Here is a 12748-nt window from a genome sequence, read left to right on the forward strand (position 1 = left end):
CCGAACTCAGAAGTGAAACCTCTTAGCGCTGATGGTAGTGTGGGGTTACCCATGTGAGAGTAAGTCATCGCCAGCTCATTATTCGAAAACACCCCCTGACTAGTGCAGGGGGTGTTTTTTTATGCGTAGTGAAAAAGATAGAGGGGGATACGGAAATTAAGTGCTGGATATCCAACGCTATAAGTTTACATAGAACGATAAAATTATATTAACTGACGTCGTGCATGCTTTAATGCTGTTCTTAACCCTTCTTCTAACGTTGGATGATAGAAGGGTTTATCTAAAATTTCATGTATGCTTAGTTCTTCTGAAATCATCCAAGCTAATAAATGTGCCAAATGTTCAGCTTCCGCGCAGAATAGCTCAGCTCCTAATAGTTTATGGCTAATTGTATCCACATATACTTCGGCAGCCCCTTTATTTTTAGCAGCAACAATCGCACGACCTTGTTTTTCATAAGAAACGTAACCAATGACGAATTCTGTGTTTTTATCTTGTAGATGCTTATAGCTTTGCCCAATGGTTGCCATTTGTGGTGTAGAAAATAAGATGCCTAGAGGTATTAGCGTCTTGATGGATTTAGTTTGTGGAAAATTTAAACAGTTTTGTACAGCAAACTTGCCTTCATGAGCTGCTTCGTGTTGGATAGGGGTATTGGTATGTGCATCACCGACGATAAAAATTGGATAATCGGCTAGCTGCTTTGTATCTGGATTGATTGGCAAATTTTTTAAATCTTTAAATTCGGCACTTATACGTTCTAAACTTAAGGTATTTAATAATGTACGTCTGCCAGTTGCAGCTAATACATAGTCAACTTGTAGTGTCTTCTGTACGTTTTCTTCAGTATAGGTTAAATGAACTAGATCTCCTTCAATAGAATAATGTTCAGGTAAAATTTCAAACTTTAGCTTTAACTCTTTACTTAATTCTTCCTGTGCGAGCTTTTGCAATATAGGGCTACTCAGTGAGCCAATTTTTCGACTACGTGCAAAAACTGTGGTGTTTACATTGAGGCGTGTTAAAGCCTGCGCTAATTCCAAAGCGATGACGCCACTTCCAATAACTGCGACTGATTTAGGGAGTTGTTCTAATTCAAAAATTTGATCTGATGTGATTAAGCGTTCGCCTAAGTTTTCTTTCCAGGCTTGGTCATAAGCAGGAGTAGAACCGACTGCAACAATAAAAGCTTTTGCCTGATATTGCTGTCCATTCACTTGAATTGTATGGGCATCTATGAAAGTCGCAAAGCCTGAAATCTTATGGGATGCTTCCCAACGATCTACATCTTTTTGTGTGGCACGGGTAAAACGATCACGTAATTGACGTACGTGCGTCATGATTTGGGATGTATCAATTTTTGCATCTACCGTGAGTGCAACTTCTTGTGCATGTTGAATGTCGTGCATGCGATTGGCACTAGAGATGAGGACTTTGCTAGGCATACAACCAACACGGGCACAGGTGGTGTCCCATGGACCGTGATTGATGATGAGTAGGTTTTGGGTGTATTTAATCGCTTCTTTATAGGCGCTAATGCCTGCGGTGCCTGCACCAATAATAATGAGGTCGTACATTTGTGAGCTACTGCATGTAATAAATAAATTTAGGCTAACACAAGCAAAACATTTATCATGCTTTTATTTACATAAAGCAGTAACTATGGTTACATATCTGACAATATTAATTATATGTTTGATTAACTCATAGTTTTAGAGGGATTTGGGGAATAACTCAATGAAAAAGAAAGAAATTAGTTTGAAATTTTCGGCTGTGGCTTTAGCAGTTTTATTGGCTGGCTGTGGTGGCGGTGGAAGTGATGGGTACTATAATAAAGGTGTTAGTGCTCCTACCGCAGGAACAGGAACTGGCACACAAGAGGAAAACCTGTTTAAAAATATTCAAATTCAGTATCTTCCAATAGTAGAAAAACTTAATGCGCGTGGAGATACTTTTACAGTGTCTGTACGTGTAATGAATGATGGAGCTATTTTACCTAATGTTGCTTTAATAGTTGAATCTACAGATGTATTAAAGAATAAAGCTGCGATTGAGTACATTCCATCAAGTGAGGAGGTAGAGGGTGAATCCGCAGGAATCAAAACTGATGGACAGGGTATTGCACGATTTAATGTTAAAGTTGATGCGGGCTTGGATGAATCCACGATTAATGAAATCTTGAAAGGTGTAAACGTTAAGGTATCTGTTAAGGATGATAAAGGTAATACTTTAGCTTCAGCAGCTCATCTTATTTCGGCTTATGATCCAGAAAAAGAAGTAGTTGAAATACCACAAAAATATGATTTATCGATTATTACTGACAAGCAAGCATTAGCTGTGATGAATGACCGTATTACTGTGCAAGTAAGACTAAAAGCACTTAATAGTGGTGATAATGTTAATAATAAACCAGTGCATATTTCTCTTGAAAATCAATTAAGTAATATTTTAATTGAAAGTAATCAAGTTGCATCTACAAATACAGATGGTTATGTGGCATTCACAATTGCCTCAGCATCAGATAGTTTAACTGATCAACAGATAGCTAATATGTTGGCTCAGGGGGTAAAATATAAAATTCAGGTTGTAGAACAAGGGGGCGTAACTACGGAAGAATCTAAAGTTATTGATTTAGTGAAATATATTGATGAAAGTTTGTATGGCGGTATTAACTCTATGAGTCTTGGCCAATTGACCTCTAACAATGGAAATTATATTCAAGAGGTTTACTTGGATTTGGGTGAGGAACATGCTAACCAGGACGTAACGATCTCATCTCGTGCCATTCAATATAGTAAAGGAAAATATTATTTTTCAAATAATATTGGTCTTTATCCATTAAGCTCAGCAATTTGTACCTTAAATAATTCACCTGTTAAAAACGAGACAGGTTTAGACTGGAATGGTAATTCAATTACTTATGCTGCCTTGGTTTCTGAAAAACTAAAACTCAATAATATTGATATCAATAATGTTGTCTATTTGAATAAGGCGGGGCTTACTAATTCGACACTCTCATTTGTAAAAGTGAAAACTGATGTAGATGGTAAGGCGATTATTAATCTTGTTTATGATAAAACTTATTCCAAATGGTTAAACTTAAGTCTAAGTGCACGTTTGGAGAATCAATCTGTTCCATTCGGTAGTACTTTTGATTTTCAACTACCATTAATTGAAACAGATTATAATGATCAAACAGGAACAGGGCCGAATATGATTAGTCCATTTGGTATGTCAGATGATTGTTTTAATGCAAATTAATTAAAAACAGCGCTTCGGCGCTGTTTTTTATTGAGAGATTTAAATAGAAGTCCCCACACTCACACCCACCGTCGGGCGCACTTGCATAGAACTACAAGCACTCAGAGCCAAGACACATATCACCACCAATAAAACTTTATTCATGCAACAAACCTTGAGATTTTGCCTGATGAAATAACGCACTAGAACGAGCGCCACTACGACAAATCATCAGAATGGGTTTTGGAAGCTCATTATAATATTTAGCGAATTCAAGAATGTCTGTTTGAGAAATTTTACCGCTGTTGACAGGTTGATAAATCACACTGATCTGGGATTTTTCCGCGATATTGCGTAATTCACTCACCTTGACTGCATTACCCATCTCTTGATCAGGGCGGTTCACAATCACAGATTTAAAACCTTGCCGCATCAACTGTGAAAATTTGGCAGCATTCATCTGACCTGCAACACTGACTTTGGTATTTAAAGTCTGAACATCGTTTTGAGCGTGACTCAGCGGGATACTGCTACAGATCAGAATACAGCAAAATACATATTTGAGGATGGGTTTAGTCATCCAAAAGATCCATCTGTTTTGCTAGTTGATACAGGTTGTTTGAACGGTTACCTGTACGGCAGAACATAAGAACCGGCTTTGGCAATTCATTAAAATGATTAGCAAAGTTACGGACATCTAGCTCAGAAATTTGACCCGCAACAACCGGTTGATGAACATAGTCTAAACCAGCGGTACGAGCTGCTTCTTCAATTTGAGCACTGGTTGGTTGCTCAGGACCACCTTCCATGTCAGGGCGGTTATTGATAATCGATTTAAAGCCTTTTTCAACCACTTGCGCTACATGTTCTGGGCCGATTTGACCTGCAAAACCAACATTTTCGCTCATTGAGTCACTCCATAATTTAATTCATAGATTTATGCTTTATGATAGCATTAAGCACAAACTTGAGCAGAATGTTCTTAAATTTTTATAAGCGATTACAACCATAAAATAACGCAATGGAGCGCGTATGCACGCCTATACAGTCGAACCACTGTATGTCAAAAGCGGACAAGATGTTATAGCTGCTGACTTTTATCGTCCAAAATCTGTTGAAAAACCTGCAGTCATTCTCATGGCACATGGTTTGGCGGCATTACGCCAGTTTAAATTAGTGCAATATGCCAAGCGCTTTGTACAAGCGGGCTATGCTGTCGTGTTGTTTGACTATCGCTATTGGGGGGGTAGCACGGGGCGTCCGAGAGAATTAGTGAACCTTAAAGCTCAACTTGAAGATTGGCGGACCATGATTGATCATTTACAGCAGCGTAAATCGATTGATTCGAGACGCATTGTATTATGGGGAACATCGCTGAGTGGTGGTTATGTACTCAGTTTGGCGGCAGAGCTTAAAAATATTAAAGCGGTGATGGTACAAGTCCCATTTGTCGACGGCGCTGAAAGTGCAAAATTATATCCCTTACAGCAATTACCCAAAGCATTAAAATTATCAAGTCAGGACTATATGGGCTCAAAAGTTGGGATGAGTCCAACGACTTTGCCTGTAGTCGATCCACATCGATTGTGTTTTTTACAGTCTGAAGATAGTTATGCGGGCTATTTATCGATTGTAAATCCTGATTTTTATTGGAGTGGCGAAATTCCGGCTCGGGCCTTTTTTAAGTTAATCCGTTATCGCCCAATATTGGATGTCCGTAAAATTAGCATACCAGTACTTTTTATTGCAGCCAAAGAAGATAGTTTGATTCCCATCGAATCAAGCCGAGAAACTGCGACCAATATTGCACCGTATGTGCAATATTATGAGTGGGAAATGCAACATTTTGATATTTATCATGGGCAATGGTTTGAAAAAGCCATGGCAACCCAATTAGAATTTTTACATCAACATGTTGGAGTCAGCTAAATGATCGTTGTGTGTCCTGAATGTGGTGCAAAAAACCGTGTACCTGAAGAAAAACTCGAAGTTGGACCTGCATGTGGTCAATGTCACCAAGCATTGATTCCATTGGCGCCCATCGAGTTGAATGAAAAGAACTTTGCAAATTTTATTAGCAATAGTGATTTACCTGTGCTGATCGATTTATGGGCTGAGTGGTGTGGACCATGTAAGATGATGGCGCCACACTTTGCACAAGTTGCAAAATCAAATCCGAAGGTGGTTTTTGCCAAAATTGATACCGAAGCAAACCCTCGATTGAGCGGTGCATTTAATGTTCGTAGTATTCCTACACTGGTTTTGATGAATAAAACCAACGAAATTGCTAGAATAAGCGGTGCAATGCGTGCTGGTGAGTTGCAACAATGGCTCAACCAGCAGTTAAATTTACCTCAATAAATGTCAGCGCCAGGAGCTAAAGTGTCAGAAACTCATGTAAAACCTGAAGGAACGCTTTCCCTACAAACCATCGCGATGCCTGCAGACACCAACTGGAGTGGTGATGTTTTCGGTGGTTGGATCGTGTCACAAATGGACTTGGCCGGTGCAATTCACGCAGAGCGTTTCAGTCAAGGACGCTGTGCAACGATTTCAATTAACCAAATGACCTTCCTCGTTCCAGTGAAAGTCGGGGATGTCATCAGTGTATATACCAAAATTTTAAAAGTGGGTAATACCTCTATCCAAATGCAGATTGAAGTTTGGGATAGTCACGACAGTTCACGTGATCCAATTCGCGTAACCGAAGGTGTGTTTACATTTGTCGCTGTGGATGTGAAAGGTGCTAAGCGTCAAATTCCTGCGGATGCAAAAGCTAAATTTGCTGCAGATCAAGCTTAATTAAAGTTAGACGCAAAAAAAAAGCCGCTCAATCGAGTGGCTTTTTTATGAATAGTGACTGAGAAATTAGAACATCGTGTTTGAGTTGGCACTGGTTTCAGGAATGCTTTGTTGCACATCCCAATGTTCGACGATCTTGCCATTTTCAACACGGAAGATATCAATAATGGCTTCTCCACGGTCTTGATTATTCTGCGTAGAGTGCACATGTAAATAGACCAAATCACCTTCGGCAGCGGCACGTTTGATCTGGTTTTTTGCATCAGGATTTTGTTTAAAATACTCGGTAAAATAATCAACAAAAGGCGCTTTGCCATCAGGAACATGCGGATTATGTTGAATATATTGATTGCCAATATATCGGTCAGCATATGTGTTAACCTGATGTTTAAGAAAGACACCTTCATAAAAATCAATCACGATTTTCTTATTTTCCGCTGCTTGGCTGGTTTGAATATTGCTTTCAGCCGTTTGATTTGGAGTTGTTGGCGTTGCAGGAATAGTACTTTGACATGCAGTTAAAAACACCGCCAGGCTGATGAGTGAGAGGGGAATGATTTTTTTCATAAAGTGCTCAATATATTTGTGTCGTGCAAGCATATTGAGCGGAATTACGGCGTATAAATAGTAAAAAACAGTCTTGATTTTGCTGAAATTTGGTAAAACTTATACTTACCTAAAAGTAAGTTTTATTTACATTTATTTATTTTTCAGAGCGGATTTTGCCACCCACGCCCAAAGCATTTCACATTGAATCGGTGCTTCACCAGATTCATCGGTGACTAAGACCTGTACTAAGGTTTCACCTTTTTCTGTACTTTGCATTTGTCGTTGCTGTTCGGGTGTAAGCGTTGCGATGGCTGTCATCCCACCTTGGGTTGGACGTTTAAAATCAACTTTCAGACTTTTAATCAGGACAATGGCACTGTCTGGGACGTTCATTGCTGTGACAAAGCCTGTGGCTGTTTCTGCGATCAGCGCCATGGCACAGGCATGTACTTGCCCGATATGGTTTTGCATCGCCTTATGATTGGCGATGCTCACCTCAACACGCTCAGGGCTGACATGTTGATATTGGATTTTAGCCGTTCCAACCATGGGCACGACACGACCAAAAGCTCGACTGAGCAAACGACTTTGAATACCTTTGGGTAATTTAGAGCTTGCTTTGACCAGTTTATTTAGACGATTTGGACGTGCCATATTGACCTCAATGGCAGTTGTGCTGCCTTAATCTTTAAAGTTGTTAAATTGAAGCGGCACACCAAACTGTTGCTCTTTTAAGAACGCCATCACTTGTTGCAAAGTGTCACGTTTCTTGTCAGTCACACGAATTTTGTCGCCTTGAATAGAAGATTGCACTTTAATGCCGCTTTCTTTAATGGCTTTATTGATTTTTTTTGCAGTATCAGAGTCAAGACCGTCTTTTAGTTTGATCACTTGAATGACGTTTTTACCAGAAGCGGTCATTTTTTGTGGATCGAGCGCTTGAATGTCGACTTTACGTTTGAAGAAATGATTTTCGAGCATGGTATACACTTGCTCACATTGGAAATCGCTTTCTGTTGAGATTTTGATTTCCTTATTTTTCTCATTTAACTCAATTGAAACGTCATGACCGCGGAAGTCAAAACGCGTCGCAATTTCTTTTTGCGTGTTTTGAACTGCATGATTTACTTCAAAAACTTCTAATTCGGAAACAATATCAAAAGAAGGCATAGATTAGACCTTTACAAAGGGAAAGAATATCTGAGATGCTAGGGATGTTTTCTTCATTTGCCAAGTGTTGTTTACATCAAAAGGAGTGCGCAATGATCCGTAAACAAGAAATTACAACATTTGAGTTCCCAGAAGACTCGATTATCTGGGATGTTCGCGATGCAAGTGCTTATGCTGAGGCACATGTGAAAGGTGCGGTTAACCAACCGATCACCGCATTGTCATCAGATGCACTGACTCAGGTGTCAACGGATCAACCCATTTACATTTTATGTGGTGGCGGAAGTAAAGCTCCACGTGCAGCAGAGTTACTAGAGGGTTTTGACAGCTCACGTGAATATGTAATCTTAATGGGCGGCACGCGTGCTGCTCGTGATGCTGGTCTTCCTTTGGAACAAGGGAAATAAGATCGAATCAAAAAAAGCGCCGAAAGGCGCTTTTTTATTGCGCGTTATTTTTCTGGAAGAGGAGTTGAGGGTACATGACCTTGAAAATAAGGCTTCTTGGTTTTTTGTTTGGCTTTGGCGCGTCTTATAAAACGTGCTGCATGAATTTTATCGAGTAGCTGTGTTGGAATAGGGCAGGCTTCTTTTAAGACTAGCGCGGCAATGATTTCACTACAGAGCGGTGCATACAGGAAACCTTTAGAACCGAGTCCACTACAGCTATAAATGTGCTGATCTTCATGGACTGCACCAATTACCGGGAAAAAGTCTTTTGTCTGTGCGCGAATCGCGGCACGCCCTTGCCATTGCTCAATCGGTGCTAAGGTTTTGGCAAAGTCGGGGAACACACTGTGGATAAGTTCATAGTTATGCACATGATCTTCAGTGAGAGCGTCGGTGTCATCACGGCCGGGATAAAATGACGCGCCCATAATCATCTGTTCGGCATCCAGTTGCATACAATAGCCCCCATAACTATAGGCGGTATGCATATCCATTTGTTGAGCGGGATTGTTCAACCAACTGACTTGTCCACGAATGGCACGCAGTTCTGGATAATCTGTTTGTAGCTGCATACTGTCACGTGCCGCACAGAGAATGACATGCTCGGCAGATGGAAGCTGCTGATCCTGGGTAAATAGCGCAACGCCATTTTGTTGTTGCTCAATGCGTTGAATATCTGCTTGTAACAACTCAATGTGCGGATGTGCCAAGATTTGGTCACGAAGCTGATGTGGACTGACTGCGCCTGCTTGTTTTAAGAGCAGGGTTGGAAATACTGAAGCTAATTGATTTAGCGTGCCTTCTTCAGCAGCTAACACCTCTGAAGGATAAGCTTGAGCTAAATCAAGGTGTTCTACTTTATTTTTTAAAATAGATTGGTGAATCTGTAAGGGACGAAATGCCTTGAAGTTTTGATAATGCTTGAGCGCATATAACCAACTCAGGGTCATCAGATGCTCAGCACTTTGTTCAATTGGACAGAGTTTAGGGTTGAGTAAGGCAAGAGGATTGCCCGACCCGCCGCTGAGTGGTGCTGATTTCTCGTAAATACGCACTTGATGCCCACGTTGAGCAAATGCCCAAGCACAGCTTAAACCAGCGATGCCAGCGCCAATAATCGCGATTTGACGGGGCTTATGTCCTAGAGCGATTTCAGGATTTTTTTTTTCGTCTAAAGTGGGTATGTCAGCAACTTCGGATTGATCATCTGATCTTTCAGGTGCGAGCCAAAAAGCTTTGAGCATTTCACGTTTATGAGCAAAGCCACGTGGTCGTGTAATGGTAATACCATGCTCACGTAAGCCGCGTTTGAGTACACCTGCCACACTAAATGAGGAGAAGGTCGTCCCAATGTCCGATAGACGTACGATATTTTTGAGTACGTTTTCTTCCCACATGTCAGGATTACAGGCGGGTGCAAAACCGTCCAAGAACCATGCATTGACCGTAGCAGTTTTTGCCATGACCGGAAAAACGTCGTGTGCATCGCCTAACCAAAGATCAAGTGAAAAACGTTCTTCTGGAAAATTGAGTCGATGACATCCCGCAATAGGTTCAGGATATTGCGCAATCAGTTGCTGTGCCAAAGGCTGTAATTCTGGCCATGCATTTAATGCACGAATGAGATCTGCTTTAGATAAAGGGAATTTTTCTACAGAAATGGCATGCAGATGACTGTGATTATCTGGACGAACCTGTTGCCATAATTGCCACAAGGCCAAAATATTTAAGCCTGTACCAAAACCTGTTTCGCCGACACTGAAATATTCAAAATCAGTCAGTGCCGCAAGGCGAGTGTCGAGGTCATTCCCTTTTAAAAACACATGACGTGTTTCGAGTAGGCCATTGTCCTTCGAAAAATACACATCACCAAACTGTTTAGACACTGGAATATCAATGCCATCGATCATTTGCCAATCGAGATCGGCAGTCTGAATTGCACCTGACAAAACTCAAGCAACCTTTAAATTGAAGTAGAAAAATGAATTACCATTGACGACGACGTTTGGTATAGACGTAACTGGCCAACAAGAAACCTAAAATCACGCCAACACCAAGTGTGGTCCCGCCGTATAAAAACATCTGCGCGCTACGTTCACTTTGCAGCACTTGTACTTGTACGCCCAAGCTATCATTTTTAAGTTGTAATTCTTGGTTTTGCGCCAAGGCTTCAAGGTTAGCTTTTTCTAACTGTTGTAAGCGTACTGATTGGTCTTTGACCATCGCTTTGACTTTGGCATCTTGCAGCGCTTTATTTTTTGCCAATTGCTCAATGGTCAATGGATTTGCATCTTGAGGTTGACCATTGGGATTGACGGTTGCCGCCACTTTAATGATGCCCGGTTTATTGGCAGGAATGGTATGCGGCACAGGATTGGGAGGAGGTGTTGCAGTCGTTGCTTGAGCAGCAGGGGCTACAGCAGGTGCAGGAGCCGGTTCTTCAGCCCATGCAGTTGAACAAATTAAAGATAAGCCCAGTAAACTAGAAACAACGACGCGCATGAACCTTATCCTTTAGGAAATGCTTTGTTAAATGGTTTGACATCAATTTGGCCATAAACCCCTTCTTTGAGGAAAGGTTCATCTGCCAACCATTGGTCTAGGGCTTCACGACTATCAAAATCGACAATGATCGTACTGCCATAAAAACCAGCTTGCGGGTTTGCCGGATCTTTAGGCATCGCACCTGCAACAATCAGACGACCTTCATCATCAAGTTTTTGTAGACGTTCAAGATGTTGAGGACGAACCGCAAGGCGCTTTTCCACTGTACCTTCATTATCTGTACAGCTTACGACGAATAATGGCATGACTTTTCCTGATTTTTGACCGAATGGATTATTCTGAGGTCTTAAAGTATTTACGTAATACAATAAACTGAATAATGATAAAGGAAAACATCACGATCATGTCACCAAAAGCAGTGAATTCACCCCAATATTTTCCGTCTGCAAACAAATAAGCGAAAAAGGTGTGTAAACATGACATCACCACGAACATTGCAGCCCATGCATAGTTCAATCGTTTCCAACCGACAGCGGTTAAATTTAAGACTGGACCAAATAAACGTTCGATGAGTGGTTTCTTATCTTTACTAAATAGTGGAGAAAGTAAAAACGCGCCAGCAAATACCAAGTTTAGTAAAACGGCTTTTAAACGAATATAAAAATCATCGCTTAGCATCAGGGTAATACCACCAAAAATCACGGTCATGAACAACACAATCCATTGTTGTTTATCTAGACGGAATTTTTGCATGACAAACAATGCACCATAAACCACAAGCATGGAAATGATGAGACCTGATGTTGCCACAAGAATGTTATTGTTATCGACACCCCCAGCAGAACCAATCAATTGTAATAATGGGTGCTGCGTATCTTTTGGATCTACAGTTTTATATAAATAAAAGAAAATAATGAGTGGCACAAAGTCTAAAAGTGCTTTCATGTTAGAGTATCTAAATCTGATCAAATAAATGACATAGTATAGAGATGCAAGGCGTAGATTTACATACACACAGTAATATTTCTGATGGTACTTTGTCACCAGAGGCTTTGGTGCAGGCCGCAAGTGCTATTGGAATTCATACGCTGGCTTTGACTGATCACGATACGATGGACGGATTGTTGGCAGCAGAGCAGGTCGCGCATGAATTAAAGCTGCAATTAATCTCTGGCGTGGAGATTTCCAGCCAGTGGTCGAGACCTGCGACCAAAAAAAGTTATGGTGTGCATATCGTCGCTTTAAATATGCAAAATCCTGAGCCCATACAAGCCTTATTGATGGATCAAAAGCGTATTCGAGCGGAACGTGCTCGGCAGATTTGTGACTTACTGATACCGTTAATTGGTCAAGATATTTATAGCGATGTGATTGCTAAAGTCGACCATATACCAGATCGGGTGACACGCACGCATATTGCCAAAACTTTGGTGGAAAAGGGGGTAGTTTCACGTCCACAACAAGCTTTTGATAAATATATTAAAGAAGGTAAAAAAGCCTTTGTAAAATTTGAAGGTCCGAGTCTTGCTGAAACCATTGAGGTGATTCATGCCAGTGGTGGCTTTGCGGTGTTGGCGCATCCAACGCGTTATGATTTATCTGCGACCAATATTCGTTATTTGATTGAAATCTTTGCTGAAGCGGGCGGTGATGCAGTGGAATTACCACCGGCAATTGAGCCATTATCGACTCGTCAAATGGTGGATCGTATGATTGCTGCCTTTAACTTAAAAGTTTCTGTTGGCAGTGATTTTCATGGTGACAATATGCCGTGGATTAAACTCGGCAATATCCCTCGAGTGAAAGAGGGGCAAGTTGGAATCTGGGAGAGCTTTGCTTAAATGCTCTCACTTACATATTTTCGATGTACAAAAAAGTGTACGCAAAGCTATGTAAGCGAGGGTTTAGAGATGGATCCGGAAATTTGAACAACTCCTATAAGTGATACTCTGCTGCTCAAATGATGTTATAAACATTAATATATGGAGTATTTTATGGCACGTAGACCAAGAAGAAATCATTCAAACGACTTT

The 12748-nt window shown here is 40.8% G+C and carries 16 protein-coding genes; 6 read left to right on the forward strand and 10 right to left on the reverse strand.

What is annotated here, in order from left to right:
- Window positions 1-203: 203 nt before the first annotated feature.
- Complete coding sequence (locus FTT72_RS15030) at window positions 204-1577, reverse strand: dihydrolipoyl dehydrogenase (RefSeq protein WP_180178627.1); 1374 nt, start codon at window positions 1575-1577, stop codon at window positions 204-206.
- Window positions 1578-1737: 160 nt separating this feature from the next.
- Between FTT72_RS15030 and FTT72_RS15035 the strand changes: the two genes are divergently transcribed.
- Window positions 1738-3261 (forward strand): hypothetical protein, encoded by a 1524-nt coding sequence (locus FTT72_RS15035; RefSeq protein WP_180178628.1) that lies wholly within the window; start codon window positions 1738-1740, stop codon window positions 3259-3261.
- Between the two features lie 136 nt (window positions 3262-3397).
- On the opposite strand, the gene FTT72_RS15040 is transcribed toward FTT72_RS15035, so the two are convergent.
- Entirely contained in the window at window positions 3398-3820 is a 423-nt protein-coding gene (locus FTT72_RS15040) for a beta-lactamase hydrolase domain-containing protein (RefSeq protein WP_180105862.1), read from the reverse strand.
- The gene (locus tag FTT72_RS15045; RefSeq protein ID WP_111885430.1) at window positions 3813-4148 is read right to left on the reverse strand and encodes a TIGR01244 family sulfur transferase; all 336 of its coding nucleotides are present in this window, start codon (window positions 4146-4148) and stop codon (window positions 3813-3815) included. The genes FTT72_RS15040 and FTT72_RS15045 overlap by 8 nt, the downstream gene beginning before the upstream one ends.
- Window positions 4149-4272: 124 nt before the next feature.
- Here FTT72_RS15045 and FTT72_RS15050 point away from each other — a divergent pair, with 124 nt between their 5' ends.
- Genes FTT72_RS15050 through FTT72_RS15060 form a run of 3 tightly spaced genes read left to right on the forward strand, consistent with a single transcriptional unit; the run spans window position 4273 to window position 6042 of the window.
- A complete protein-coding gene (locus FTT72_RS15050) occupies window positions 4273-5169 on the forward strand; it encodes an alpha/beta hydrolase (RefSeq protein ID WP_078191320.1) in 897 nt (298 codons plus the stop codon).
- Complete coding sequence (gene trxC, locus FTT72_RS15055) at window positions 5170-5601, forward strand: thioredoxin TrxC (RefSeq protein WP_078191319.1); 432 nt, start codon at window positions 5170-5172, stop codon at window positions 5599-5601.
- A 21-nt stretch (window positions 5602-5622) separates the two neighbouring features.
- Entirely contained in the window at window positions 5623-6042 is a 420-nt protein-coding gene (locus tag FTT72_RS15060) for an acyl-CoA thioesterase (RefSeq protein WP_078191328.1), read from the forward strand.
- Between the two features lie 66 nt (window positions 6043-6108).
- Here the strand turns inward: FTT72_RS15060 and FTT72_RS15065 are convergent, their stop codons facing one another.
- The 3 genes from FTT72_RS15065 to FTT72_RS15075 all read right to left on the reverse strand — a co-directional run bounded on the left by FTT72_RS15065 (window position 6109) and on the right by FTT72_RS15075 (window position 7761).
- Window positions 6109-6609 (reverse strand): ester cyclase, encoded by a 501-nt coding sequence (locus tag FTT72_RS15065; RefSeq protein ID WP_180110002.1) that lies wholly within the window; start codon window positions 6607-6609, stop codon window positions 6109-6111.
- Between the two features lie 132 nt (window positions 6610-6741).
- Entirely contained in the window at window positions 6742-7245 is a 504-nt protein-coding gene (locus FTT72_RS15070; RefSeq protein ID WP_180163301.1) for a DUF4442 domain-containing protein, read from the reverse strand.
- A gap of 27 nt (window positions 7246-7272) precedes the next feature.
- Window positions 7273-7761, reverse strand: coding sequence for a YajQ family cyclic di-GMP-binding protein (locus FTT72_RS15075; RefSeq protein WP_078191316.1), 489 nt, complete (start codon window positions 7759-7761; stop codon window positions 7273-7275).
- 92 nt (window positions 7762-7853) lie between these two features.
- On the opposite strand from FTT72_RS15075, the gene FTT72_RS15080 reads away from it, so the two are divergent.
- Window positions 7854-8168, forward strand: coding sequence for a rhodanese-like domain-containing protein (locus FTT72_RS15080; protein WP_078191315.1), 315 nt, complete (start codon window positions 7854-7856; stop codon window positions 8166-8168).
- A gap of 44 nt (window positions 8169-8212) precedes the next feature.
- Here FTT72_RS15080 and mnmC read toward each other — a convergent pair whose 3' ends face one another.
- Genes mnmC through FTT72_RS15100 form a run of 4 tightly spaced genes read right to left on the reverse strand, consistent with a single transcriptional unit; the run spans window position 8213 to window position 11660 of the window.
- A complete protein-coding gene (mnmC, locus tag FTT72_RS15085) occupies window positions 8213-10159 on the reverse strand; it encodes an FAD-dependent 5-carboxymethylaminomethyl-2-thiouridine(34) oxidoreductase MnmC (protein WP_180178629.1) in 1947 nt (648 codons plus the stop codon).
- 37 nt (window positions 10160-10196) lie between these two features.
- On the reverse strand, window positions 10197-10712 hold the full coding sequence (locus FTT72_RS15090; RefSeq protein ID WP_078191313.1) for a hypothetical protein: 516 nt from the start codon (window positions 10710-10712) through the stop codon (window positions 10197-10199).
- A 5-nt stretch (window positions 10713-10717) separates the two neighbouring features.
- The gene (locus FTT72_RS15095) at window positions 10718-11020 is read right to left on the reverse strand and encodes a YciI family protein (protein ID WP_078191312.1); all 303 of its coding nucleotides are present in this window, start codon (window positions 11018-11020) and stop codon (window positions 10718-10720) included.
- A 28-nt stretch (window positions 11021-11048) separates the two neighbouring features.
- Window positions 11049-11660 carry an inner membrane-spanning protein YciB gene (locus tag FTT72_RS15100; RefSeq protein WP_078191311.1) on the reverse strand — a complete coding sequence of 204 codons (612 nt, stop codon included), beginning with the start codon at window positions 11658-11660 and terminating at the stop codon, window positions 11049-11051.
- 44 nt (window positions 11661-11704) lie between these two features.
- On the opposite strand from FTT72_RS15100, the gene FTT72_RS15105 reads away from it, so the two are divergent.
- Window positions 11705-12556 carry a PHP domain-containing protein gene (locus tag FTT72_RS15105; protein ID WP_180178630.1) on the forward strand — a complete coding sequence of 284 codons (852 nt, stop codon included), beginning with the start codon at window positions 11705-11707 and terminating at the stop codon, window positions 12554-12556.
- Window positions 12557-12748 lie beyond the last annotated feature (192 nt).

The organism is Acinetobacter sp. YH01005 (genome assembly GCF_013420465.1).
Taxonomy (GTDB): Bacteria; Pseudomonadota; Gammaproteobacteria; order Pseudomonadales; family Moraxellaceae; genus Acinetobacter; species Acinetobacter amyesii.

Coding starts and splice junctions, on each gene's coding strand:
- FTT72_RS15070 (WP_180163301.1), bottom strand. CDS start 7,245: ATGGCACGTCCAAATCGTCTAAATAAACTGGTCAAAGCAAGCTCTAAA.
- FTT72_RS15035 (WP_180178628.1), top strand. CDS start 1,738: ATGAAAAAGAAAGAAATTAGTTTGAAATTTTCGGCTGTGGCTTTAGCA.
- FTT72_RS15050 (WP_078191320.1), top strand. CDS start 4,273: ATGCACGCCTATACAGTCGAACCACTGTATGTCAAAAGCGGACAAGAT.
- FTT72_RS15045 (WP_111885430.1), bottom strand. CDS start 4,148: ATGAGCGAAAATGTTGGTTTTGCAGGTCAAATCGGCCCAGAACATGTA.
- trxC (WP_078191319.1), top strand. CDS start 5,170: ATGATCGTTGTGTGTCCTGAATGTGGTGCAAAAAACCGTGTACCTGAA.
- FTT72_RS15105 (WP_180178630.1), top strand. CDS start 11,705: ATGCAAGGCGTAGATTTACATACACACAGTAATATTTCTGATGGTACT.
- FTT72_RS15065 (WP_180110002.1), bottom strand. CDS start 6,609: ATGAAAAAAATCATTCCCCTCTCACTCATCAGCCTGGCGGTGTTTTTA.
- FTT72_RS15075 (WP_078191316.1), bottom strand. CDS start 7,761: ATGCCTTCTTTTGATATTGTTTCCGAATTAGAAGTTTTTGAAGTAAAT.
- FTT72_RS15095 (WP_078191312.1), bottom strand. CDS start 11,020: ATGCCATTATTCGTCGTAAGCTGTACAGATAATGAAGGTACAGTGGAA.
- FTT72_RS15030 (WP_180178627.1), bottom strand. CDS start 1,577: ATGTACGACCTCATTATTATTGGTGCAGGCACCGCAGGCATTAGCGCC.
- FTT72_RS15100 (WP_078191311.1), bottom strand. CDS start 11,660: ATGAAAGCACTTTTAGACTTTGTGCCACTCATTATTTTCTTTTATTTA.
- FTT72_RS15040 (WP_180105862.1), bottom strand. CDS start 3,820: ATGACTAAACCCATCCTCAAATATGTATTTTGCTGTATTCTGATCTGT.
- FTT72_RS15080 (WP_078191315.1), top strand. CDS start 7,854: ATGATCCGTAAACAAGAAATTACAACATTTGAGTTCCCAGAAGACTCG.
- FTT72_RS15090 (WP_078191313.1), bottom strand. CDS start 10,712: ATGCGCGTCGTTGTTTCTAGTTTACTGGGCTTATCTTTAATTTGTTCA.